Origin of the sequence: Amycolatopsis nivea (assembly GCF_004522235.1) — a bacterium.
In the GTDB taxonomy this organism is placed as follows: Bacteria; Actinomycetota; Actinomycetes; order Mycobacteriales; family Pseudonocardiaceae; genus Amycolatopsis; species Amycolatopsis nivea.
Map to the genome: position 1 here is coordinate 18,276 of NZ_SDLT01000040.1, position 23,376 is coordinate 41,651.

20 protein-coding genes are annotated in these 23,376 nt (G+C 69.5%); 6 read left to right on the top strand and 14 right to left on the bottom strand.

All coding sequences use genetic code 11. From position 1 onward, the window contains the following. Nucleotides 1-145: 145 nt before the first annotated feature. Complete coding sequence (locus EIZ44_RS35115; RefSeq protein ID WP_134733490.1) at nucleotides 146-739, bottom strand: NIPSNAP family protein; 594 nt, start codon at nucleotides 737-739, stop codon at nucleotides 146-148. 84 nt (nucleotides 740-823) lie between these two features. Between EIZ44_RS35115 and EIZ44_RS35120 the strand changes: the two genes are divergently transcribed. Continuing rightward, complete coding sequence (locus EIZ44_RS35120; protein WP_134733492.1) at nucleotides 824-1,777, top strand: helix-turn-helix domain-containing protein; 954 nt, start codon at nucleotides 824-826, stop codon at nucleotides 1,775-1,777. Here EIZ44_RS35120 and EIZ44_RS35125 read toward each other — a convergent pair. After that, nucleotides 1,722-3,041: an MFS transporter gene (locus EIZ44_RS35125; RefSeq protein WP_134733494.1), complete on the bottom strand. Its 1,320-nt coding sequence runs from the start codon at nucleotides 3,039-3,041 to the stop codon at nucleotides 1,722-1,724. The genes EIZ44_RS35120 and EIZ44_RS35125 overlap by 56 nt on opposite strands. Nucleotides 3,042-3,136: 95 nt before the next feature. On the opposite strand from EIZ44_RS35125, the gene EIZ44_RS35130 reads away from it, so the two are divergent. Beyond that, nucleotides 3,137-4,090: an Lrp/AsnC family transcriptional regulator gene (locus EIZ44_RS35130; protein WP_134665947.1), complete on the top strand. Its 954-nt coding sequence runs from the start codon at nucleotides 3,137-3,139 to the stop codon at nucleotides 4,088-4,090. On the opposite strand, the gene eccD is transcribed toward EIZ44_RS35130, so the two are convergent. From eccD to EIZ44_RS35160, 6 genes are read right to left on the bottom strand one after another with little or no spacing between them, the layout of a single operon-like run. After that, entirely contained in the window at nucleotides 4,080-5,456 is a 1,377-nt protein-coding gene (gene eccD / locus EIZ44_RS35135; protein WP_134733496.1) for a type VII secretion integral membrane protein EccD, read from the bottom strand. The two genes, EIZ44_RS35130 and eccD, sit on opposite strands and share 11 nt — an antisense overlap. Then, nucleotides 5,453-5,776 (bottom strand): YbaB/EbfC family nucleoid-associated protein, encoded by a 324-nt coding sequence (locus EIZ44_RS35140; RefSeq protein ID WP_037809598.1) that lies wholly within the window; start codon nucleotides 5,774-5,776, stop codon nucleotides 5,453-5,455. Before EIZ44_RS35140 ends, eccD begins: the two co-directional genes overlap by 4 nt. After that, complete coding sequence (locus EIZ44_RS35145; protein ID WP_037809596.1) at nucleotides 5,769-6,260, bottom strand: hypothetical protein; 492 nt, start codon at nucleotides 6,258-6,260, stop codon at nucleotides 5,769-5,771. Before EIZ44_RS35145 ends, EIZ44_RS35140 begins: the two co-directional genes overlap by 8 nt. Before the next feature lie 5 nt (nucleotides 6,261-6,265). Next, nucleotides 6,266-7,612 carry a WXG100 family type VII secretion target gene (locus tag EIZ44_RS35150; RefSeq protein ID WP_134733498.1) on the bottom strand — a complete coding sequence of 449 codons (1,347 nt, stop codon included), beginning with the start codon at nucleotides 7,610-7,612 and terminating at the stop codon, nucleotides 6,266-6,268. Nucleotides 7,613-7,615: 3 nt separating this feature from the next. Then, on the bottom strand, nucleotides 7,616-8,671 hold the full coding sequence (locus tag EIZ44_RS35155) for a WXG100 family type VII secretion target (RefSeq protein ID WP_134733500.1): 1,056 nt from the start codon (nucleotides 8,669-8,671) through the stop codon (nucleotides 7,616-7,618). A 27-nt stretch (nucleotides 8,672-8,698) separates the two neighbouring features. Further along, nucleotides 8,699-9,478, bottom strand: a complete 780-nt coding sequence (locus EIZ44_RS35160; protein WP_037809590.1) for a WXG100 family type VII secretion target — start codon at nucleotides 9,476-9,478, stop codon at nucleotides 8,699-8,701. 135 nt (nucleotides 9,479-9,613) lie between these two features. Here EIZ44_RS35160 and eccCa point away from each other — a divergent pair, with 135 nt between their 5' ends. Continuing rightward, nucleotides 9,614-13,558, top strand: coding sequence for a type VII secretion protein EccCa (eccCa, locus tag EIZ44_RS35165; RefSeq protein ID WP_134733502.1), 3,945 nt, complete (start codon nucleotides 9,614-9,616; stop codon nucleotides 13,556-13,558). Nucleotides 13,559-13,564: 6 nt separating this feature from the next. On the opposite strand, the gene EIZ44_RS35170 is transcribed toward eccCa, so the two are convergent. The 6 genes from EIZ44_RS35170 to EIZ44_RS35195 all read right to left on the bottom strand — a co-directional run bounded on the left by EIZ44_RS35170 (nucleotide 13,565) and on the right by EIZ44_RS35195 (nucleotide 19,968). After that, the gene (locus EIZ44_RS35170) at nucleotides 13,565-14,017 is read right to left on the bottom strand and encodes an immunity protein CdiI family protein (protein ID WP_134733504.1); all 453 of its coding nucleotides are present in this window, start codon (nucleotides 14,015-14,017) and stop codon (nucleotides 13,565-13,567) included. Between the two features lie 11 nt (nucleotides 14,018-14,028). Then, nucleotides 14,029-14,382 carry a DUF6086 family protein gene (locus EIZ44_RS35175; protein ID WP_051728689.1) on the bottom strand — a complete coding sequence of 118 codons (354 nt, stop codon included), beginning with the start codon at nucleotides 14,380-14,382 and terminating at the stop codon, nucleotides 14,029-14,031. Nucleotides 14,383-14,394: 12 nt separating this feature from the next. After that, complete coding sequence (locus tag EIZ44_RS35180; RefSeq protein ID WP_037809587.1) at nucleotides 14,395-14,760, bottom strand: hypothetical protein; 366 nt, start codon at nucleotides 14,758-14,760, stop codon at nucleotides 14,395-14,397. Next, nucleotides 14,750-15,022, bottom strand: a complete 273-nt coding sequence (locus EIZ44_RS35185) for a hypothetical protein (protein ID WP_134733506.1) — start codon at nucleotides 15,020-15,022, stop codon at nucleotides 14,750-14,752. The genes EIZ44_RS35180 and EIZ44_RS35185 overlap by 11 nt, the downstream gene beginning before the upstream one ends. Nucleotides 15,023-15,226: 204 nt before the next feature. Next, nucleotides 15,227-16,018 carry a colicin immunity domain-containing protein gene (locus EIZ44_RS35190; RefSeq protein ID WP_051728688.1) on the bottom strand — a complete coding sequence of 264 codons (792 nt, stop codon included), beginning with the start codon at nucleotides 16,016-16,018 and terminating at the stop codon, nucleotides 15,227-15,229. Further along, the gene (locus EIZ44_RS35195; RefSeq protein ID WP_051728687.1) at nucleotides 16,018-19,968 is read right to left on the bottom strand and encodes a polymorphic toxin-type HINT domain-containing protein; all 3,951 of its coding nucleotides are present in this window, start codon (nucleotides 19,966-19,968) and stop codon (nucleotides 16,018-16,020) included. Before EIZ44_RS35195 ends, EIZ44_RS35190 begins: the two co-directional genes overlap by 1 nt. Nucleotides 19,969-20,344: 376 nt before the next feature. On the opposite strand from EIZ44_RS35195, the gene EIZ44_RS35200 reads away from it, so the two are divergent. The 3 genes from EIZ44_RS35200 to EIZ44_RS35210 all read left to right on the top strand — a co-directional run bounded on the left by EIZ44_RS35200 (nucleotide 20,345) and on the right by EIZ44_RS35210 (nucleotide 23,317). After that, nucleotides 20,345-20,827 carry a hypothetical protein gene (locus tag EIZ44_RS35200; RefSeq protein ID WP_051728686.1) on the top strand — a complete coding sequence of 161 codons (483 nt, stop codon included), beginning with the start codon at nucleotides 20,345-20,347 and terminating at the stop codon, nucleotides 20,825-20,827. A 79-nt stretch (nucleotides 20,828-20,906) separates the two neighbouring features. Beyond that, complete coding sequence (locus tag EIZ44_RS35205) at nucleotides 20,907-22,463, top strand: tachylectin-related carbohydrate-binding protein (protein ID WP_134733508.1); 1,557 nt, start codon at nucleotides 20,907-20,909, stop codon at nucleotides 22,461-22,463. Between the two features lie 176 nt (nucleotides 22,464-22,639). Further along, nucleotides 22,640-23,317: a hypothetical protein gene (locus EIZ44_RS35210; RefSeq protein WP_134733510.1), complete on the top strand. Its 678-nt coding sequence runs from the start codon at nucleotides 22,640-22,642 to the stop codon at nucleotides 23,315-23,317. The last annotated feature ends 59 nt before the right edge of the window (nucleotides 23,318-23,376 follow it).

The following is a 23,376-nucleotide window of genomic DNA, read 5'->3' on the forward strand; positions in this document are numbered from 1 at the left end:
CCGGAGTACGTAGCTGTTCTCCGCGCGTACGACGAGGCGATCGAGTGGAGTCCCGACGATCCCCTGGCTCGAAACGATCGCCGACGCAGCCGCCAAGCTCGGCCAGCGGATGACGTTGCCGTCTGATCTGCCGTCGCCAAGCGGATCAGCGAAGCGAAGAACGCGCCGTCGGAGCCAAGCGAAGCCGCTGCACCTCGGCACCAATAGCGAGCTGGGATTCGAACACCCGCAACGCCGCGAGATCCGGGAAAACCCAGACCCCGACGCGGACGTTCTCCCCTTCGCGCACTGGCAGCGCACGGAAGGTGTTCTCCGCGGGCTCGGTGACGAAGGAGGCAAGCGGCGCAACGAAATCAGCACCAGGCGGGCCGATCAGGACCAGGATTCGCGAGGGCGGTTCGACGGCATCGACGGGCCGGGACATCGGCGGGAAGTCGGTTTCGGCGCGGAGCAGCAGGACGTTGTCGCTGTCGAGCATGGTGGCGTTCGCGGCGGCGCGGTGTTTCCGCCAGGCCTCGCCTTCGAGGTAGAAAGCGGTCAACGCGGCGTGCCGGGCGGCCATGTCCGGGAAGGAACGGAACCACACGAACCGGTCCGGGGCGTCCTCGTCGCGGAATTGGCCGACGACGGTGCAGCCCGCGGCCTCCTGCGGTTCCACCAGCGCACGGTCGAACAGGTCGATCAGGACGTCCCGTTGCCCGGGCCGGAGGGTGTACTGGCGGAGTTCCACGACGGTCACGCGAGCGAATCTGCCACCCCGTCGCGGCGCGAGCGAGTGGCAGGACTGACTCCTTCCGCAAAATTCCTGCCGTATCCTCGCAGCATGCGAACCGTCGCGGTCGCGCTGGTCGACGACATGCCGTTGTTCGAGCTGGCCATCGCCGCCGAGGTGTTCGGGCCGTCCCGGACCGACCTCGCCGACCCCTGGTACGAGCTGCGGTTCTGCGCGGAGAAGCCGGAAACCCGCACCGAGTTCGGCTTCCGGCAGCACGCCAGTTACGGTCTCGAGACGCTCAAAGACGCCGATACCGTGCTGGTTCCCGCCTTGCCGTACGCGTGTGTCCAAACTGGACAGCCGATCCCGGCGCACCTGGTCGACGCCATCCGGGAGGCAGCGGCCCATGGCGCCCGGATCGTTTCGCTGTGCACGGGCGCGTTCGCGCTCGCGGCGGCGGGTCTGCTGGACGGTCGGCGAGCGGCGACGCATTGGATGTACGCCGCCACGCTCGCCATGCTGCATCCGCGGGTCCAGGTTGACGCGTCCGTGCTCTACGTGGACGACGGGCAGGTGCTCACCAGCGCCGGACGCAGCGCGGGCATCGACCTCTGCCTGCACGTCGTGCGCAGCGACCTCGGCGCGCACGTCGCCAACGAGGTCGCCCGCCGGATGGTGCTGCCCGCGCATCGCGGCGGCGGACAAGCGCAGTACGTCTCCGCGACGGTGCCGGACACCGACGACGCCGGGCTCGGGCCGGTGCTGCACTGGGCGACGCGCCACCTCGACCAGCCGCTGACGGTCGAGCAACTGGCCCGCCGAGCCGGGGTCAGCCCGCGTACCTTCGTCCGCCGGTTCCACGACGCCACCGGGACGACGCCGTTGCAATGGCTGCTCGACCAGCGCGTCCTGCGCGCCCGCAGCCTGCTGGAATCCACCGATCTGCCGGTCGGCCTGATCGGCGAACGCAGCGGCCTCGGTTCGGCGGCCAACCTCCGCCGCCATTTCACACTCCGGCTGGGGACGGCTCCGACGGAATATCGGCGCGCGTTCCGCGGATGAGCCCCAGCGCGGTCACTCCGGCCGCGACGGTCAGGGCGACCGCTGTCCAGCACGCGACCGTCACGCCGGCGTCGAGGAAAACCGTGGTCAGCATGGCGACTCCGACGGTTCCGCCGAGTTGCTGCACCGCGTTCAGCAGCCCGGCCGCCGAACCTGTCTCCGAGGGACGGACGAGGGCGAGCGCCGCGGTGAAGAACGGCACGGTGAACAACCCGGTTCCCGTTCCCGCGATCGCCAGCGGGAGCAGCAGTGGCCAGCCCAGTGCGATCCCGGTGATTCCCGCGGCCAGGAAAACCACGCCAGCAAAGAGAATCCGGGTGCCGAAGCGCGGGACGAGCCAGCGTCCGGCCACAAAGGACGATACCGCCAGCCCGCACGACCACGGCAGCAACGAGAGTCCGGCGGTCCGGGCGTCGGCGTGCTGGGTCAGTTGGAGGAACAGGACGACGACCTGGGTCAAGCCGGTCATCACGGCGAAGAACAGCACTGACGTCGTCAATCCAGCCGGGAAACCGAGGCCGCGGAAGAGGCTGCGCTCGATCAGGCCGCCGCGAAACCGTTGCTGCAGAGTGAAAACCACGAGCACCGCCACTCCGGCGGCGACGAGATAACCGTTCCACTGCGTGAGCAGCGGATAGACGACGAGCCCGGCCCCCAGCACGACCAAACCGGTCCCGAGCAGGTCGAGCCGCGGCCGGGAGGCGGACCGGTCTTCGGTCAGCAATCCGGACGCGGCGAGCACGGCGACCCCGAGCGGGACGTTCACCAGGAACACCGACCGCCACGACCAGGCGTCGGTCAGCAGTCCGCCGAGGACCGGACCGCTCACCGCGGCCAGCCCCATCACCGGGCCGATCATGCCGAGCGCTCGTGCCCGGGCCGCGCCGTCGAACAGGACGCGGATCAGGCCGATCGTCTGCGGGATCACCAAGGCGGCCGAAGCTCCTTGCAGGGCCCGGAAAACGAGCAGGAACCCGGGCGTGGTCGCGGCCGCGCACAAGGCCGAGGAGAGCACGAAACCGGCCACGCCGAGCTGGAAGGTGCGGCGTCGGCCGATGATGTCGCCGAGGCGTCCGCCGGTGATCAGCAGGAGCGCGAAGGGCAGCGTGTACCCGGCGGTGTAGAAGGAGATCGTGCTGGGCGCGCCGCCGAGTTCGGCGTGCACCGCGGGCGCGGCGACCTGGACGATGGTGGTGTCGAGGAGGTTCATCGCCTCCGCGACGAGCAGGACCGCCAGCGCGGCCCAGCGACGTGAATCGTTCATGCCGCCAGCCTGGACAGCGGCGAGACACGATTCCAGCCACCGGCTCAAAGGGACAGAAATCTTCCACTCAGGACAGTCTGGTGCAGAATCAAGCCATGCTCGACGACCTCGACCACGCCCTGGTCCACGCACTCCAGATCGACGGCCGCGCCCCGTTCGCGCGGATCGGCACCGTTCTCGGCGTCTCGACGCAGACCGTCGCACGCCGCTACCGACGGCTGCGCGCTGAAGCCGGACTGCGCGTCGTCGGGCTCGCCGCACCGCATCGCGCCGGACAGACGCAGTGGCTCGTGCGGCTCACCGTCGTCCCGGCAGTCGCGCAACGGGTCGCCGACGCGCTCGTCCGCCGCACCGACACGACCTGGGTCAAGCTCGCCGGCGGCGGTACGGAAATCTGCGTCATCGTCCACACCGCCAACGGGTCCGCCCCGGAGCACGGCCTGCTGCTGCACGACATCCCGCGCACGACCGGCATCACTGCCGTGTCCGCGCACCAGCTCCTGCACCTGTATCACGGCGGACCGACCGCCTGGCAAGGCCGCGCCGAGGTTCTCACCGACGCCCAACGCCGCCAACTGGAACCCGAAACCCGCGCCACGGCCGCCGAAGCGACCGCCGCCGACGAGCCCTTGCTCACCGCGTTGCAGCGAGACGGCCGCCTAGGCCAGACCGAGCTGGCGACCGTCACCGGCTGGTCCGCCGCGACCGTCGCCCGCCGGATCGCCGACCTGCGCGCGGCGGAAACTCTCTATTTCGACGTGGAAATCGACGCCCGGCTCTTCGGCGCGACCACGCAGGCGCTGCTGTGGATGGCCGTAGCCCCCGCCGACCTCGACGCCGTCGCTACCGAACTAGCCACCCACCGCGAACTAGCCGTCGTCGCCGCGACCACAGGGCCGACGAACCTCCTTGCGCACGCCCTCTGCGCTGATCCCCCAGCCCTGCACCGCTACCTCACCCACCAACTCGGCGCACTCCCCGGCATCCGCTCCTGCGAAACCGCACCAGTCCTGCGCACCCTCAAAGCCGCCAGCCCACTCACCCGCTGACCGCCTCGTACACCCCAGCGATCAACGCCACGAACGGCACCAACGACAACAGCACCAGAAACTCGGAAATATCCAGCAACCGCGACCAGTACGGCGACCGCACCCCGCGCGCGACCCGCGTCGCGTAGAACAGCGACACCACCGCGGCCAGCACCAGCGCCAGTCCGGCCGCGAGGAGCGCGATCCGCTGGTTGTCCGCGATAAGCCAGAAACCCGCGGTCAGCAAGGCGGCGAGACCAAAACCAACCAGCACCAGCCGTTGCGTGCGGCCCGCGTATGCGCGCGAACGCTGGATCCACGCCGTCCCGACCAGCGCCGCCAGCCCGGCTTCCCACGGTCCGCCGGTGGCGAGCACGATCGACGAACCGATCACCACCAGCCCGAGCGCCACCAGCAGGCTGGTGAGCAACGCCTGCGCATACGTCGTCCGCCCGGCCATTTCCGCGCCGAGCGACGGCTGTTCGTTGGCGCGGAAGGATTCCATGTCGTCCGGCACGCGCGGGAGCGGCATCCGGCCCAGCCGCAATGCGAGCATCGGCGCGACAGCCGCCAACGCGGTCGCCAGCACGGCCGCGACAGCCGCGGCGGCAACTGGCTTCGCGCCCGTCAGCAATACCACGCCGGTCGCAATCGCGCCGATCCCGGCCGAACCGACGACCGCGACGAAGAACGGCAGCCGGTCCGCCACCGAAACCGCGGCCAGCACCCCGTAAACAGTCACCGCGGCGAGCCCAGCGGCAAGCGGCCCGGCGGAGAGCGAGAACATCGAATGCGGTGGCAGCAACGACATTCCGGACAGGAACGCCACTCCGACCCCGGCCAGCGCACCGGCCGCTCCCGCGCCCGAATCGCCGTACGCGCGGCTCAGCGCGCCGCCGCCGAGCAGCAGCACGACCGCGAGCAGCCCGGTGCCGATCGGCGCGAGCACGCTGCCCGCCAGCGACGCCTGGATCAGCAGCCCGCCCGCGAACAACAGCAGCGCAGCCGCCGTGATCCCGGCTCGCCGCGCGACCTTCGGCCCCCACGCGGTCGACGCGGATTCGCCGACGCTCGCGATCGAGTCGACCACGTCGTCGAACAACAGCGGGCCGCGCGGACGTTCGCGCGGGGTCAGGTGCAGCACCTCGCCGTCTCGCACCTGCGCGGCGGCCACGGTGAGCCCGAGCGCGAGCGGCGCGCCGCCGAGCCGCGACAGCACCCAGCCCGGATGCTCGGCCGACGCCTGCCCGGCCGCCCCGGCGAGCCGGACCAGCTGCGGCACCAGCTCGGCGAACGTGCTCTGCTGCGGCAGCGCGACGTCCACCCTGGCGCGCGGGGTGACGATCGTGACGCGCCGGGTCGACCCGGCGACGGCCGGCGCGCTCACTGCTGGGACCTGGACGCCTCGATCACCGGCGCGAACTTCGCGCTGCTCGCCTCGGCGAGCTTCTGCAGGCCGGCGTTCACCGCTTCGAGCACGATCTCCGACAGCGTGCGCGCGTCGTACTCGCGGATCGCGCGCTGGTCGATGTCGACCGAGGTGAACCGGCCGTCGCCGCGCAGCGTCACGGTCACCTCGTTCTGCCGCGACGCGGCCTTGACCTCCATCGCCTCGACCGTGCGCTGGATCCGCTGCACCTCTTCGGTCTGCTTGCGGACCTGCGCGAGCAGCTCGTCCATGTCCGGCACGGCATACGGTTCAGTCACCGTCGTTCTCCTTCTCCTGCGGGGTTTCGCGGCGGACGTGCACGCTGGCGACGAACTTCCGGAAGTCGGGGACGAGCGTGCGCGCATCCTGCGGATCGGCCGTGCAGACCAGTTCCAGCACGACCCGCCCGGCCGGACCGGGCACGGTCAGGAACACCTGGATCTGCACCAGATCCTGGCCTTCTCCGGTGCGCATCCGCAAGGTCTGGGTGCAGCCGGGCGCGACCGCGCTGCCGACCTCTTGGCGGTCGAGGACGTCGAGCAGCGCCATCGTCCGGCCGAGCCGTTCGACCGCCTCGTCGGCGATGTCCTTCATCGGCAGGGAATCCGGGCGCTGCTGGATGCCGAGCGTGATGTTCGGGGTGAACTCCGCCCGCGGATTCGGGTGCACGGCAACGAAAACGAGACCGGGTGCGATCGGCGGCACCGGCGTCCAGCCCTCCGGGACGTCGAAGCCCAGCGGGAGCGTCACCAGATCCGCCATGGCGCTCACCACGAACCCACATACTGGACGGCGTCGTCCCAAGCCCCGCCGAGCGCGTCCGCCGCCTGACCGGCCGCATCGCCGACCGCATCAACCGCCGCGCCGCCGTATTCGCTGACCGCCGCGCCGACCTTCGGCAGGTCGATGTCGATCTTCGCGCCGACTCCGGCCCCGAGACCCAGCGCGGCACCGGCCTTGAAGTTCATCTTCAAATGCCCGTTGTCATACACGAACTGGCCGTCGAGCTGCGCCCCGATTCCATATTGGACACTCCCGCTCGCGCCGACGCCGACCCCCGCGACATCCGCCGCGACCTGGCCCTCCAGCTTGCCGCCCGCGAAAGCGTTGGCGTGCACGCCAAGCCCGTGTATCCCCAACTGCCCCGACGCGCTGACCTCTCCGCCAGCGAAAGCCGAACCGCGAGCGCTGCCGTGCGCGACGCCGTAGCTTCCGCTGGTCCCGATGTCCTCCCGGAACCCCAGCTCGGCATGACCGGACGCCTTCGCGTCCCAGCCTTGCGAGGAGATTTTCCCGTCGTACTCCGGAATGAAGCCGTCCTGCTCGTGCGCCGTCTTGAGGTAAGTGATCTCGGTGGCACGGGCGATCGCGCTCTTCTGCTTCGGCTGCCCGAACGGCGTGTCCGCCTTCTTCGGCGCACGGGTGCCTTCGAGCCCGTTCCAGGTCAGCTTCTTCCAGCCGGAATTGCCGAACCACGACGGCACCGAACGCGGCCGCTTCCGTCCGTCCAGCGTGTCGCCGTTCACCCAGGACAACGGGCCGTAAACGCGTTTGCCCAGCTTGCCCGGCTTGCTCATCGGCCCGGCCCACGGCGCGGGGAACAACTCGGCCAGCGCGTCCGACAGTTCGTCGGCGACCTGCCCGGCCGCCGCGACCGCTTGCTCGCCCAAATCCCTTGCCGCAGCGATAAAAGCGCCCACCGCGTTCGGATCCGCCGATCGGGCTTGGTTGATCAGTTGCGCGCCGTACTGATCGAACTGCGCGGCGACGGAGTCAACACCAGAACGCGCCCACCGCAACAGCTGTCCGGCCATCGACAACCGCTTGCTCTGGTCAGCCAGCTTCGTGCCGTCTTCGTTCAACGCGTGCGCGACGTCGGCCGCTGCTGTCGCGTACGCGGTGTACGCAGCACCGTCCCAATCAGCGTGCAATGCCGTGGCCGCGTCCGCGATTTCGGTGGCTTTGCCGGTGATCGTGGACGCGTTGGTGCCACAGCGGTTCGCCGCCGCTTCGAGCGCCGCCGGGTCGCCCGTGACCCGGCGCTGGTATTCGACCAGCACCTGCCGGTAGTTCGACAGCACCGAGCTGACGACTCCGGACGCGTCCACGGCCACCGGCTACGCGCCCTTCGCGTCGATGTCGACGTGCTGCTGGAAGTGTTTGCCCTGGTAGGTGACGTCGACATCGATGTCCACGTCCTGCCCGGCCGGGGCCTCGACGGTCGACTGCCCGGTGTTCAGGTCGGTGTGGATCACGACCTCGTGCGCACCGGTCGACTGACCCGGCACCGAAGGCACCGAAGGCGCGGGAGACGGTGCCGGTGCCGGAGCCGGGTGGTCCACCGGAATCCAGCTGTTCCCCGCATTGGCCCCCACACCCGCACCGCCGCCAGAAGGCCAGCCACCAGTACCGCTGCCAGTCGGCCAGCCGCCGTTGGACAACGCGGGCGGCGTGTAGTTCGTGAACGACGGGTTGCCGCCGGGCACTCCCCCGCCGCTGCCGCCGATGGCCGCCTGCCCGGACGCGCTCGCGACCGGCGCGGGCATCTGCGGCGCGGTGACCGGCGTGCCGGAGACCGCCGCGTTGCCCGCCGCACCTCCTCCGTCGGAAGAACCGTGGTGGAACAGCTTTTCGAGATCGCCGATGATCGTCGCGACCTGAGTGATCTGGTTCGCGAGATCGCCCGCGCCGAGCGCCTTCAGCAGCCCGCCGACCGCGGTGATGAATCCGCGCAGCGTCGCGCTGGTAGCGGTGGAAAGCGCGACCGCGGCCCCGTAGGTCCACCAGTTCGACATCAGCGACGCGACGGTCGGGTTCACCGCCGCGACCACCGACCGGTACGCCTCCTGCGCCGTCTTCACCAGCGTGCCGGAAACGCCGAGCAGTTCAGCGCCCTTCTCGATCACGGTGATGATCTTCGTGAGCTGGTCGAGCGAGTGGGAGATCTTCTGCAGCGCCGATTCCGACGCCCCGCCGGACCAGACCTTGCCGAGCTGGTCGGCGGCCTTGCTGAGCTCGGTGTAGAGCGAGGTCAGCTCGGCGGCCTTGTGCAGCAGGTCGAGGACGTGCTTCGCGATCTGCTCCGGCTGGCCGGTGACGATCTGCGGCAGCACGGTGATCGGGCCCCCGCCGGAAGCGGTGGCGTCCATCGCGCTGGAGTTCGGGAAGAGCATCGGACCTCACTTGGTCGGGGTTCGGGGTCAGACGGAGGCGGGCCGGTACACGCTGACCTTGGCCAGTCCGCCGAGGCCCGGATCGACAGGGCCGTGGTTGTAGAGAGCGCCGCCGTCCCCGGCGACGCCGATCACCGGATGCTGGTCGGCGAGCAGAAGCGGTTCCACCACGACGACGTCGCCGCTGTGCACGCCGCCGGGCACGTCGCCGAAGGTGCGCGCGGTGCCCGAGTAGACCTCGATCAGGCCGACGCGCGCCTGGTTGTCGGCGTCGCCGGCGAGCCAGTCGTTGAAGTCCGCGACGCCGTGGAACCGGGCGTCGGTGAGCGGATGCTCGGCGAGCCTGCCGAGGTCCGCGTCGCCGAGGTACCGCAGGACGTTGCCGACCGACGACGGTTCGCCGTGCGCACCGGCGCTGTCGGTGATCGCCGCCTCGGCCAGGTGCGCGGCGTGCGGTGTTCCCCAGATTGACGTCAACGACGGCGACGAGGACTGCGCGTGGCCGCCGCCGTAGCCGTCGGATACTGCTTCGTCGGCGCTTTGGTAAGCGTCCGCGCTGTGCTTGACCAGGCCGTTGATCTCCTGCAGCAATTGCAGCAGCGAGCGCACCGCGGTCACCTGCTGCGAGTGCAGCGCCTCGTTCGCCGCCGCGACGACGCTGCCGAAACTGGCGAACGTCGTCGGCTGCAGGACGAGTTTTTCCAGGTCCGCGACGGCGTTGATGCCGTGGGCGATGACGGCGCCCACGTTGCCGACGGTGGAGCGCATGGCCTCCGGCTCGGCCCGGTACTCGCCGGTCGTGCCCATGGCTCTCCCTCCCGCTCTCCCGCGATCGACGCACCGGTGCGGGGCGTCAGCGCAGAGCGTAAGTTCGCGCCGCCGGGCGAGCGGACGGCAAAAGTACCCACCGCGACCGGACAGCGGACGGCCAAAATACGGGGCATGAGTGCCCCCCGCGACCGCCTCGGCCTGCTCGGCGAGCAGCCTGGGGAGATCATGCTGCAGTCCCCGCCGATGCTGCCCAAGAGCGGCTCCGGCGGCGTGATGCAGCTCATGATGTTCCTGCCGATGATGCTCGGCATGGGCGCGATGTCGTTCGTCTACATCGGACGCGACGGCGGGGTGATGACGTGGATCTTCGGCGCGCTGTTCGTCACCGCGATGGGCGGCATGATCGTGATGTCGCTCGGCCGCGGCGGCATGGCGAAGAAGGCGCAGATCAACGAGGAGCGCCGCGACTACCAGCGGTATCTCGCCGGCCTGCGCACGCGCGTGCGCGCGGTCGCCGACTCCCAGCGCGCCACGCTGATCGCGCAGCAGCCGGATCCGGCCGACCTGTGGGCGTACGTCGAAACCGACCAGCACTGGGACCGCCGCCGCGGCGACCGCTCGTTCGCGATGGTGCGCGCGGCCACCGGCCCGCAGCCGCTCGCGACGCCGTTGCGCGCGCCGCAGATCGCGCCGCTGGAAGAGCTGGACCCGGTTTCCTCGACCAACCTCAAGCACTTCATCCAGACCTTCTCGACCGTCGAGGGCCTGCCGGTTTCGATCTCGCTGCGCTCCTACGCGGCCGCGACGCTGTCCGGACGCCGGTTCGAGGTGCTCGGGATGACCCGCGCGGTGCTGGCGCAGCTGGTGACTTTCCATTCCCCGACCGACCTGCGCGTCGCGTTCTGCGTTGCTCCGGACCGTTCGCACGACTGGGAATGGGCGAAGTGGCTGCCGCACGCCACCGCGCCGGTGCTGTCCGACGCGACCGGCCCGCGGCGATTGTTCGCCGACAGCGCCGCGGAACTCGCGAAGCTGCTCGGCCCTGATCTCGGCGACCGCCCAGCGTTCTCGCGCCGTGGTGCCGCCGCCGACCTGCCGCACATCGTGCTCGTCGTCGACGGCGGCGACTCCCACGGCGAACCGCGGCTGCTCGCCGAGGACGGCCGACTGGGCGTCACGGTGCTGGAGATCGGCGGCGACCAGCCGCGGGCGACGTCGACCGATCGGCTGCTGAGCCTGCACGTCGCACCGGATCAGCTCGGCATGGTGGTGCTCGACGGCACCGAAGCGCGGCTCGGGTTCCTCGGCATGCCGGACCGGCTCGACCACGGCGCGGCCGAAGCGCTGGCCCGGATGCTGACGCCGCTGCACCAAGGCGGCGCGGTGGTCAGCGAACAGCCGATGTCCTCGACGTTCGGGCTCGCCGGGCTGCTCGGCATCGGCGACCCGCGCGACACCGACCCGACCGTCACCTGGGCCCCGCGCCCGGCGCGCGACCGGCTGCGGATCCCGTTGGGCGTCAACCCCGACGGCCGTCCGGTCGACCTGGACCTCAAGGAATCCGCCGAGGGCGGCATGGGCCCGCACGGGCTGGTGATCGGCGCGACCGGGTCCGGCAAGAGCGAACTGCTGCGCACGCTGGTCACCGCGCTGGCCGTCACGCATTCGTCGGAGAAGCTGAACCTCGCGCTGATCGACTTCAAGGGCGGCGCGACGTTCGCGGGCATGACCAACCTGCCGCACACCTGCGCGGTGATCACGAACCTGTCCGACGACCTCGCGCTCGTCGACCGCATGGCGGACGCGCTGAACGGCGAACTGCTGCGGCGTCAGGAACTTCTGCACTCTGCCGGGAACTACGCGTCGGTGCGCGATTACGAGAAGGCGCGCGCGGACGGTACGCCGCTGCAACCGTTGCCGTCGCTGCTCGTGATCATCGACGAGTTCTCCGAGCTGCTTTCATCGCGGCCGGAGTTCATCGACCTGTTCGTCGCGATCGGACGGCTCGGCCGTTCCCTCGGAATCCACCTGCTGCTCGCTTCTCAACGGCTGGAGGAAGGCCGCCTGCGGGGACTCGACTCGCACCTGTCGTACCGGATCGGCCTGCGCACGTTCTCCGCCGCGGAAAGCCGTGCGGTGCTGGGTGTCGCGGACGCCTACCAACTGCCGCCGGTACCGGGTTCGGCGTATCTGAAGTCCGACAACGACACCCTGATCCGGCTCAAAGCCGCTTACGTCTCCGGCGAACTCCCGCCGCGCAGCCGGATCGTGCGCTCGGACGGGCAACAACTCGGCGTGCTGCCCTTCACCCTGGGCCCGGTTGAAGTCCCGGTCGCCGAACAACCCACCGCCGAAGCTCCGGAGAAGGGCACCGGCGAGACCATCATCGGCGCGATGCTGTCCCGTTTGGAGGGACGCGGCCCGGCCGCGCACCAGATCTGGCTGCCGCCGCTGGCCGAACCGCCCACTTTGGACCAGCTGCTGCCGCCCATCGGCGAGGACCCGCGCCGCGGTCTGTGCCCGCTCGGCTGGGGCGGCAACGGCAAGCTGACCATTCCCGTCGCGTTGGTGGACAAGCCTTTCGAACAGCGCCGCGACATGCTGTGGGCGGATTTCTCCGGCGCCGCGGGCAACGCGGTCATCGTCGGCGCACCGCAAAGCGGCAAGTCGACATTGATGAAGGACATCGCGGCGATGCTCGCGCTCACCCACACCCCCGCCGAAGTGCAGTTCTTCATCCTGGACATGGGCGGCGGCGCACTGGCCCCGATCGCCGGCCTCCCGCACGTCTCGGGCTACGCCACCCGCCGCGACCCGCAACGCTGCCGCCGGGTCGTCGCGGAACTGGTCACTTTGCTGGAACAGCGGGAAGAATTCTTCGCCGCGCACGGCATCGAGTCGATGGCCGCCTTCCGCAGCCGCCGCGGCGAGTTCACCGAAAGCAACGACGACCGCGAGTTCGGCGACGTGTTCCTGTTCGTGGACAACTGGACCACAATCCGGTCCGAATACGAACGCCTGGAAGAACAAATCACCGCGCTCGCCCAACGGGGTCTCGGTTTCGGCATCCACGTCCTCGTCTCGCTGAACCAGTGGATCGGCGCCCGCGCCCAGCTCCGCGACGCCATCAGCACCCGCTTCGAACTGCGCCTGGGCGACCCGGCGGATTCGTCGATCGACCGCAAGATCGCACAAAACGTCCCCGCCGACCGCCCCGGCCGCGGCCTGACCGCGGACAAACTGCACTTCCTCGCGGCTCTCCCGCGCATCGACTCCGACCAACGCCCGGAAACCGTCGGCGCCGGCGGTCTAGACCTGGTCCGCCGAGTCTCCGCGGCTTGGACTGGCCCCCGCGCCCCTCAAGTTCGCCTCCTCCCGCCGGAAGTCCCGCTGGACTCCTTGCCCGCCGCCCCGTCCGGCCGGATCACGTTGGGATTGGCGGAATCCACCCTGCGCCCCGTCCACCTGGACTTCCGGACGGACCCGCACTTCCTGGCCTTCGGCGACGTCGAATCGGGCAAGAGCTCGCTGCTGCGCGCGCTCGTCACCGGCATCTGCCAGGCGAACACCCCCGACGAGGCGTTGATCCTGGTCGGCGACTACCGCCGCGGCCTGCTAGGCGTGGTAGACCAACCGCACCTGCTCGGCTACGCCGGTGCCGAGAACACGCTGACCGACCTGGTCAACCAATGCGCAACCGCGATGCGCAACCGCCTCCCCGGCCCGGACGTCACGCCCGACCAGTTGCGCAACCGCTCGTGGTGGCGCGGCCCAGACCTGTACGTGGTCATCGACGACTACGAACTCGTCGCCACCGCGGGCCGGAATCCCGTGCTGCCGCTGCTGGAATTCCTCCCGCAAGCCCGGGATATCGGCCTGCACCTGATCCTTGCCCGCTCCTCGGGTGGCGCCGGACGCGGCCTGTACGAGGCGGTAATCCAGCGGGTGCGGGAGCTGGGCTCGCCAGGCCTGGTCATGTCCGGCGGCAAGGAAGAGGGCGCACTGCTGGGCGATGTGAAACCTTCGCCGCAGCCCGCGGGCCGGGGAACGCTGGTGTCGCGGCGGCACGGGACGGAGCTGGTGCAGGTGGCGTGGACCAAGCCGGTGGAGGACTGAACGGGCTCAGTCGAGGAAGATCTCTCGGCTCGACAGATGGCTCGAGTAGGAAACGTCCCATTCCGCGGGCACTTCCCGCCGAACCCGCCGGGCGAGTTCCCAGCCGCGCTCGTCGAAGCTGCGCTCGGCTTCCGCCGAGGGGAACGCGGAGGAAGCCGGGTCGTCGTGGTTCATCGTGGCTTCCCATTCGTCCTGCCAGGCGGACAGGTCGCGAGCCAGCTCCGCGCTCAGCCCCAGCTCCGGCGACGCGGGGTCGACGGGGGTGGTCACGTCGTGGGCGTACGGATCGAAGACCCACAGCGGGTCGGCGCTCCATTCCGCCATGACCTTGATCGACCGCCACTGGATCTCCGGCCATTCCACGGGGAGCGACTTCCGGCGCGTGGGCCAGGAGAAGATGTCCGAGATCCGATGGAAATCCCAGAAACTGACGGGCCGCTCAGGCTCTGGCGTAGTCATTCCGGCCGCCATCAGCTCGGGATGTTCCGCATCAAGTCCCGGCTGCCAGCCACGTCCGGCGGCACGTCGTCGACCGGGATCCCGGACCGTTCCAGCAGTACCAGGCAGACCCCGAGAAACCCGCGCGCCAGTTCCCGGTACACGTGATGAGTCATGACTGAGCCGTCGAGCATCGTCCGGACGAACACGGCGAGCCGGGGCGGATCGACGTAGTAGTAGTCGGCGGCCATCGCGCTCAGCCCGGCGTCGCTGATGTTCAGGTCGAAGTTGTCCGCGAGCGTCACCGCCATGTTCACGAACAGCCGGCCGACCCGAAGCGACGGACTCCAAACGACCTCGTCGCCGACAGCGAAGATATAACTCATCCGACCCCACAGTCACAGTTCGTCGAGGTCCACCGCGAAGCCGGAGCCGTCGTCGTACGGAACCACGTCCCACAAAGACTTCGCCGCCCGCCACACCGCCGTTACCGTCGGCCATTCGTCGTCACCGATCACCGTGAGCGTCACCAGCGCGTCAGCCGCGCCGACCCGGCCCGACGGGTCGTCCGGTGCCGCCTCCGCGATCATCGCCGCGACCAACGGCGTGCCTGCCGAGAACTCGATCCGGCAGCCCGCCTCCGCGGACACCCAGCCTTCGCCGCTGCACCGATCCTCGACCGGCAGACCCGCTGTCAACGCATCGAACCCGACAGCAGCGTCGAGCCCGCCGGTCCGGCAGTACAGCTGGATCTCATACGCCATCGGTCACCAGCTCTCGCAATGCCGCCTGCACTTCAGCGAGCAACTCCGCGAACGCGTCCCCCGCGAACGAAGGCATCGCCGCCAACCGCCGCGTCGTCCACCCGAAGCGAGCACGGGCAACGTCGACGTCTCCGGACACGGCACCAGAAGCGACTGGAGTGCCAGCCACCAGCACATATCCCGCGCCGCTGGCGAGAACGGAACCGGACAAGCCTGGGCTGACGAACAGCACCGAGGCAACGCCGGTCAGCACGGAGTCCACGGGCAACCGCTCAGTCGCCGTCCCAGGTTCGAGACCACAGCGCAGCACCTCCCTCGCGTCGACGAACCGCACCCCGTGCGCAAAACCGGTCCAGGACCGCACTGTCCACTCCGGACGGAGCAGCGATCGGAGCTAGGGACTTCTCGTCCACCGCAAGCATTGGTCGGCAAAGCGCCCTCGGCAGCCGCCCGTTCGCGGCTACGGTCAAGACGGATGGTCCGCCGCCGCCAGTTGCCGCAGCGCCTCGCGCACCCCAGCGGCCAATTCCTCGTCCGTCGTGTCGCCCGGGTCCCGCAGCGCCGGATCGATCGGATAGTCCTCCAGCAGGTAAAAGACCTCGTGCAAGACCCTTGCGAACGGCGTTCGCACCCGTTCCCTTCGTTCGTTGGCCAACCGCCAAGCAGTGCTCCAGGACCGGGCGAACTCCGGCCCGGACAGCTCACCTCGGGCGAACGATTCCATCACCGCCAGCTCCCGCGCTACGAAGGAATCAGCAGGCACTTCGCTCCGCCTGGCCCACGCGCGCACCTCCGGCGGGTACTCCGCCGCGACGGCGGGCAGGCCGGGATACTGCCCAGCCCACCGCTGAGCCTCCTCCTCGAACGAATCCCGGGCATAGTCGACGCCGGCGAGCGCGACGCCGGCGATGAACGCCCGGGTGCCCGCCACAAGCACGTATCCCTCGCCGCCGGCGAGAAGCGCCCCGGACAGGTCCGGCACGACGAACAGCACAGGCAGCTTCTCCGGCACCAAATCGGAGTCCACCGCCAGCCGCTCCGAAACCGCGCCCGGTTCGAGACCGCAGCGCAGCACCTCGTCCGCGCCGACCGACCGCGCCCCCGCGCGCAGCCGGTCGAGGACCGCTTCGTCCGCTCCGGACGGAGCGATCACCGGAACAACCGATTTTTCGTCCGCGGCGAGCCATTCGGCGGCGAAGCTGCGCGGTCCGGCGAGAACAGTCTCAACGGGCCGCAGCAGCGGATCGGGATCCAGCATCACAAATGCCCTCTTTCGACGGCCGCCATCTGGTCCGTTTCGAGGATCCAGGCCGACCAGAACTTCCCGTCTTCGTGCAACATCACCATTTTACCCGTTGCCGGGTCGATGAACCCGATTGCCGTTCCCTGGTTCCGGTAGTTGAACTTGTAGACCTTCGTTCCGGGCGCCGCCATGTGGGCCCGCATCGCTGCCTCGAACTCGGCCAGCTTGGCATTGTTCCGGTTGCCTTCCACACCGAAAACGCCCGCGTGGGTGTCGTACTTCTTCGACATCGACTTCTGGTCGGTGAAGTTCGATTTGCTGATCCACGCGTCCTTGTCGCCGGTCAGGCAGTTGTGGACGAGCAACTGGCCTTCGGTGATGTAGTAGTTGTGGTCTCCTTCGACCTCGAAGTTGTAGACCGTCGTGTCCGCGTCGGCGTCCGTGATCGCCGAGATCGGCTCGGCCTCTCCCCGCTGGCTCAGCAGCCGGTCGCCCGGATGCAGGTCGCCTGCCTCGACCCAGCCCTTGTCGATCACCCAGAACGGGTGCTGCGGCGTGACCCGGATCGTCGCCACCGGGGTGGTGACCGTGCGCAGATGATCGGCATGCTTGTTGAACAGGCCGACTACCGACCGCGTTTCCGTCCGGCCGGTCGCCAGGTCGTGCGCCCACACAGTGTCGCCGACGGCGATGCGTTCGATCGGCTTGCTTCCCGACGGCGTCGACACCAGAGTCCCGGCTGGGAAACAGTTGCACGGCGGCTTGATCTTCGCCTCGCCGCGTGCCCGGTTGATGATGTCCCGGCCCCGGTCGATGATCTTGCGCGCCGCAGCGCCTTCCTCGAAGAACTTCCAGATCCCGGACCCGATGCGCCACAGCGCCTTGCCGACATCGAAAGCCTTGAGGAACGCGGTACCGAGCGACGCGATGTCGACCACGCCCATCAGGCAGTGCACGAAATTCGGGTCGCTGATGCAGGACTTGATTCCACCGGCGAAGAGATCGACGAGGATCTGCCCGCCGTTCTCGATGATCCAGTCGATGACGCTCTTCTTCGAGGTCTCCTGTGCCTTGCGGTACTCGTCAAGCGCCGCCTGGCCGCCGCTGGCGAGAAGTGCTTGCTCGTCTGTCGGAGTGAGTTCGGTTCCGCCGTTCTCCGGCGCGTCGTCGCGGTGGCGTTCCTCGTCCTCTTCTCGTTGTTTCGCCGCGGCGATCCGACCTGCTTCCGAAGCGGCGCGGGCCGCGAGTTCGGCGTCTTTGCCCGCCTGGATCGCTGCTCGGCGAGCGTCCTCGGCATACCGCTGAGCCGCCGACGCGAACGCACTCGCGCGCGTGGCCGAAACTCGTGCCTGTGACGCGGACTTAGCCGCCGAACGCGCGGACTGTTGCGCCTGCTCGGCAGCATTGCGTGCCTGCTTCGCAGAGTTCGCTGCCTCGTCCGCGGACTTCTGAGCGTCGTCGGCGGACTGCTTGGCCTGATCCGCGTATACCTTGGCCTGGTCAGCCTCACGACGAGCGTTGGCGGCCGCCCTCGCCGCCTCATCCGCGGCGTTCGCCGCGCGAGCTGCGGCTTCCGCGGCGTTCGCCGCGTTGGCCCGGGCAGTAGCCGCGATGCTCGCCGCCTCTGCCACATACCGCCGAACATCCGCGGCGTGGACTGCCGTGTCGATGTCCCGCTGCTGGGCCTTGAACTGCCCGTCCGTCAGAAAGGCGCGCAGGAACGATGCCAGACCAGCCAGCGCAGCTGCCGCGCCGGCCTGTACTTCCGGTCCGCCGTTGGTCAGCAGGCGCGTGACCTCGATGCGATCGTCGTGCTCGGCCGCCACGTACTGGCCGGACCGCAGAAACTCGGCGACATCGGCCGGAGTTCCGTTGAGCGCGCGGTTCGCCGCTTCCTTAGTGGCCGGACCACCGCTGTTGAGGATCTTCTGCGTCGCGATCCGGTCGTCGTCAGCCTTGCCCGGATAGTCGCGCGTCGCCAGGAAAGGCGCGACATCCTCCGGAATGCCGAAGCGCGCGTTGTTGGCCGCGTCCACGAACCGCCGGTTGTCCGAGCTGTCCGCCAAGACGCCGATGCTCGCCCGGTTGTCCTCCAGTTCCGCGGCGGGCAGGTCTACGGCCAGGAATTGCCGCAGCCCAGCGTCGTCCCCGCCCAGCGCCGTCGCCGCGGCTGACTTCGTCCACGGGCCGCCCGTCTCCAGAAGCTGAACCGCTGCCTTCCGGATGTCCAGGATCACCGTGTCCGCAGGAGTTTCCGGCTTCACCGCCTCGTCCAGCAGTCGCTGGGTCTCCGCCGACCGCTTGGCCGCTTCGCCCGCCTTCCACTCCGCCGACGACTTGCGGTCGTCCTCGACGCGCTTAGCTTCTTCGGCCTCCGCGACAGCCGCGTCCTTCTGCGCTTCCAACCGAGCCGCATCCGCGTCGCGGGACGTTTTCTCCAGCTGGGCTGCCTGGTTGGCCGTCGTCGTCGCGGTGTTCGCCGACACCTGTGCGGCATCGGCGTATTTCTTTGCCTCAGCGGCATCCTTCTTCGCTTCGTCGGCTGCTGCCGCCGCTCGGTCGGCCGCTGCTGCCGCCGCCTCCGCGTGTGCTGCCGCCGCGTTCGCCGCGTCTCGGGAGTCACGAGCCGCCGCGGCAGCCTGGCCCGCCAAGGCTTCCGAGCGGCTCGCCGCGCGGTTCGCCCGTGCCGCAGCGGCCTTGGCAGCCGCGGCCGCCTGCTCCGCCTGGCGCGCATCCGCCCCGGCTGATCTCGCGTAACCCGCCGCTTGGCTGGCCGCTGCCGCCGCCGCGTCCGCGTTGCCGCTCGCACTCCTGGCCGCACCCGACGCGGTACCCGACGCCTGCGCCGCTTGTCCGGCCGCATCTGCGGCAGCCGCTGCCGCACGGGCGCCAGCGGCGACATCCCGAGCTGCCTCGGCGGCCTTCCGAGCTTCTAGCGCATGCGCACCATCGGCCGCCGCATTCGAAGCCGCGTTGTAAGCCCGCGCGCAAGCCTGCTCAGCCAACGACGCCGCAGCGGCGGCCTGTGCAGCCGCGTTAGCCGCGACACGGGACGCACGGTTGGCCTCCGCAGCCGCACCGATCGCAGTCTTAGCCGCTTCAGCCGCACCACGCGCCGCCGAAGCAGCGCGCGCGGCCGCACCAGCCGCCTGTACCGAAGAATCCTTCGCCTTCTCTGTCTCGTCGCGCGCCTGTTCAGCAGCTTCCTTCGCGCGCTGCGCAGCCTGAATAGCCCGCTCCGCAGCCTCTTGCGCCTGCTTCGTCTGCGCCGCGGCCTGTTCGCCAGCAGCCCGGGCGAGATCGGCCAGGTGCGCGACACTCGCAGTCTCCTGATCCCGCTCCGCCGCGAGTGCGTAGCCGGTTTCCAGGAATGCCTGGACATCTTCGACAGTCCCGCTCAGCGCCCGGTTAGCTGCCTTCTTGACTTCCGGTCCACCGGTGGTCAGGAGCTGCGTGACCTTGATCCGGTCGTCGTCGTTCTGCGCTTGCTGGCGACCGGATTCGAGGAACTTGCGGACGTCCTCTTCAGTGCCGCTGAGCGCTTTCTGCCCGGCGACCTGCACCCAATGCCCGCCAGTGGAGATGTAGCGCGAAACCTGGGCGCGGTCGTCGTCGCGCCACGGGCCTTGCCACCCGGTCGCGAGGAACGTGTGCACGTCCGCCGCGGTGCCGCTCAAGGCCGCTTGCGCCGCGCGCCGCAGGCCTGGCCCGGCGACGGTCAGCAGCTGACTGGCCTTGATCCGATCGTCGTGTTCGGCGGCGACATCCTTGCCCTTGCCCAGAAATGTGCGGACCTCGTCGTCCGACCCGGTGAGCGCCGCGGCCGCGGCCTGCTTCGTGGCCGGACCGCCTGCCTGCCACAGCGCGACGACCTGTGCCCGTTCGCTCGGCCCGGTCGGTTCAGCGGCCCGTGCGGGCACCGTCACCGCTCCCGAAGCCACCGCCGCGACCAGCGTGGTCACCATCGCGGCCCGCGCTCTTCGCGCGGCCGATCTCCAGATTCGCACCCGCCCTGCCCCTCCCGTGCGTACGACGAAGTGATTGCCGGACGGGAACGAAAGGGCAGCGAAAAAGGAAAATAAATGCAGGCACCACGCCGCTCGAATCCCCCCGAGACCGGACGAAAATTAGCAGAACGCCGATACCTCCGGTAAGCGGCAATCGGGTGTCAGATACCTCGCACCGTTCAGCGGGACATCCGGCCGAATCCTCGTTGACCTTGCCCCGTGGAGATCGCTAAAGTCCTGTTCGTGTCCGCTCGGGGTCGGACGCACTTTCGTCGCTCTCATGCCGCAGTGCCGCGGGCTTTGTCACGTCCGCTTTCGACCTCAGGGGGAATCAATGCGCACGCGCCTGTTCGGGCTAGCCGCCGTCGCCGCCATAGCCTCGGGAAGCGCCTTCGCGCTGACGGGCACGGCACACGCGGACGACGCGCCGCCGCCGATCAACGAGGATTACTCGTATCCCGGCGCGGCGAAGATCTTCCAGGACCGGGCCATCAAGCTGATCAGCGGCGACGGGCACATCCTGCTCGCCAAGTGCGGCAGCGAGGCGAACATGGTCGAGGTGCACGCCTACAACTCGGCCGACCACGACCCCGACCCCGGCCACTACTGTTTCCGGGTCACCGGCCCCGCCGGCCGCCTCCGGATGGAGGTTCCGTTCGCCTACCAGGTCTGGGCGGGCAGCCACACCGCGCAGGCCACCGTCGCGGTCAGCGGCAAGAACAGCACTGTCCCACTGGTCAAGAACGGCTGGACCGGCATCGGCGAGGGCGCCGGAACAGACCCGGCCACGCTCCTGGAACTCACCACCTCTCCCTGACGATTCGGCCGTCGCTTTTCCCGCCGAATTCCGTTGCCGATCCACGGCACCGTCTAATCCATCCCGAGAGGGAAGTTCCGTGCGCCCAAAAAATGTCAGACCCGGCGCGGCACCCGCAATAGCCGCTGTCCTCGTCACTACTGCCCTCTGCACCGCCGCGCCCGCTTCCGCAGTTTCCGGCGGAACCGTCGTTCCGCTCGGCTCCAGCCCTTACCTCGCCTGGATCTCCACCGCGACCAAGGCCTGCTCCGGCGTCCTGGTCGATCCGTCGTGGATCCTCACCTCCGCTACCTGCCTCACCCCGGACGACCTCGGCAAACCCACTGAACCCGCGACCGTCTCGGTCGGCGACGTCGACGTCACCGCCGGCACCGGGAAGTCCGCCAAGGTCGCCAAGGTCGTCCGCCGGACCGATCGCGACGTCGTGCTCGCGAAGCTCGACGTTCCCGCGACCGGCGTCGCCGTCGCGACCGTGAGCACCGCGGCTCCGCAGACCGGGGAAACCTTGCAGCTGGCCGGTTTCGGCCGCACCGCGACCGAATGGATTCCGGCCCGGCCGCGGATCGCGCCGTTCTCCGTCGTCAGCAGCAGCGGCTCGACAGTCGCGGTGAAGTCCGCGGACGGGGTCGACACGTGCCTCGGCGACGCGGGCGGTCCGGCGTTCCGCACGGTCGGCCAGAACGTCGAAGTCGTTGCGCTGCACACTGCTTCGTGGCAGCACGGCTGTCTCGGCGTCACCGACACCCGCCAGGGCAGCTCCGAAACCCGCGTCGACGATCTCGGCGACTGGATCCGGCAAACCACCGTCCCGACGCCGGTCTCCTGCCCCGGCGGCGCGACCGTCTGGAGCGCCCGCACCGACGGCACGCTCTGGCGCTACAACCACCACGACCCCGCCGGTGCCAAACCCGACTGGACGGTGCCGACCGCCGACATCGGACAGGGCTGGAACGGCCGGACGATCGCGGGCAAGGGCGGCGTGGTGTGGGACATCCACCGCAACCACGGCGCGAGCGACCCGGTCGGCACCGGCACCATCAAACGCTTCGTGTACTCCCCGGCCACCGGCTGGAGCGGCGGCAAGGCGGCGGGCGGCGGCTGGGACCGCTACCTGACCCCGGCGTACGGCAACCGGATCACCGCCGACGAGCAGGGCCGGATCTTCGCGATCGACGACCAGGCCCAGCTGAAGGTCTACGTGTGGAACGACGCGGCGAACACCTGGGTCGCCAGCGGCGGAACCGTCGTCGACACCGGCTGGGGCGTGTTCGACTCGATCACCGCGGCGGGCGACGGCGTGCTGTACGCGCGCAAACCGAGCGGCGAACTGTTCCGGTTCAAGTACGACTTCGCGGCGGCCAAGTGGACCCAGCGGAACAAGCCGGTGGGCAACGGCTGGCAAATTTTCAGCGAGATCTTCTCGCCGGGCGCCGACATCCTGTACGCCCGCGGCAGCTACGGCAAGAGCCCGTGGGGCAACGAAACGGTGCCAGTGCTGCGCTGGTACCGCTACTCCGACAACACCGACACGTGGGCCCCGGCCGGCCCGGACGGTGCCGGGGTCAGCGTGGGCACCGGATGGAACACCGAACTGCACGTGACCGCGGCTCCCGATTCCTGCAAACTCGCGGGCTGATCGCCAGGCACTGTTCGTGAGGGGAACCCTGCGGGAATCTGATTCCTGCAGGGTTCCCCTCACTGCGTTGCGAAAGCCCAAGCAAGGGGGCAGTTGCCCTCGATCGCGCGCGGCCCAGCGGCCAATCCTCGCCAGTTCTGCCAGCATATGCAGTCCCGCGAGCGAGGGGAGCCCTGATGCCAGGCCTGGTCGAATTGGCCTACACCACCGGCGGAGGCGTCGTCGGCGCCGCACTGACGAACTACCTCACCAAGATCCAAGACCGCCGCCAGCTTCGCGCCGAGGTCTACCGGCGGCTCGAAGCGGCCCGCGCGATCTCCGGCGGTGTGCGCGAAATCCGGATCGGTTTGCCCCCGAATACCTTGACCAGCCGCAAAAACCTCGCCGACGCGCTCGGCATCGTCGCCGTCCTCGAAGACGGGACAGACGCCCACCGCGCCCTCCGCGAAGCCCTCTCCGAACTGCTCACCGCCGTACTGGTCGCCGGAATCCCCCGCCGCGTAGCCGATTTCGCCGCCGGCGCGCACGAACGTGTCCTGGAAAGCGCGGTAGCGACCACCGTCGACCGTCAACTCGGCGGAATCGCCAACTCCGGTCAACTGGCCCAAGCCGCCCAGGCCTACCGGACGGAAACCACCGGCCTCCTGCTCGCCGTCCTCTGGCATCCGTGGCGAGCCCGGCTCCGCACCCGCGGCCGGATCCGCAAGCTTCGCGTCGCCGTGCACGCCCTGCACCGGACGCAGGAAGCCGCCGTCGCGGTGCTCACCCGTCCGGATCAAGCCGATGCCCTCCACCGGCGGCTGGACCCGGACGGCACGCTCCGCGAAACGTGGATCGAAGACCGACTTCCGTAGGTTACCGGATTTCCACTTGCCGCCTACGGTCGGGAAATCACCACCGAGGCGGAGGGATT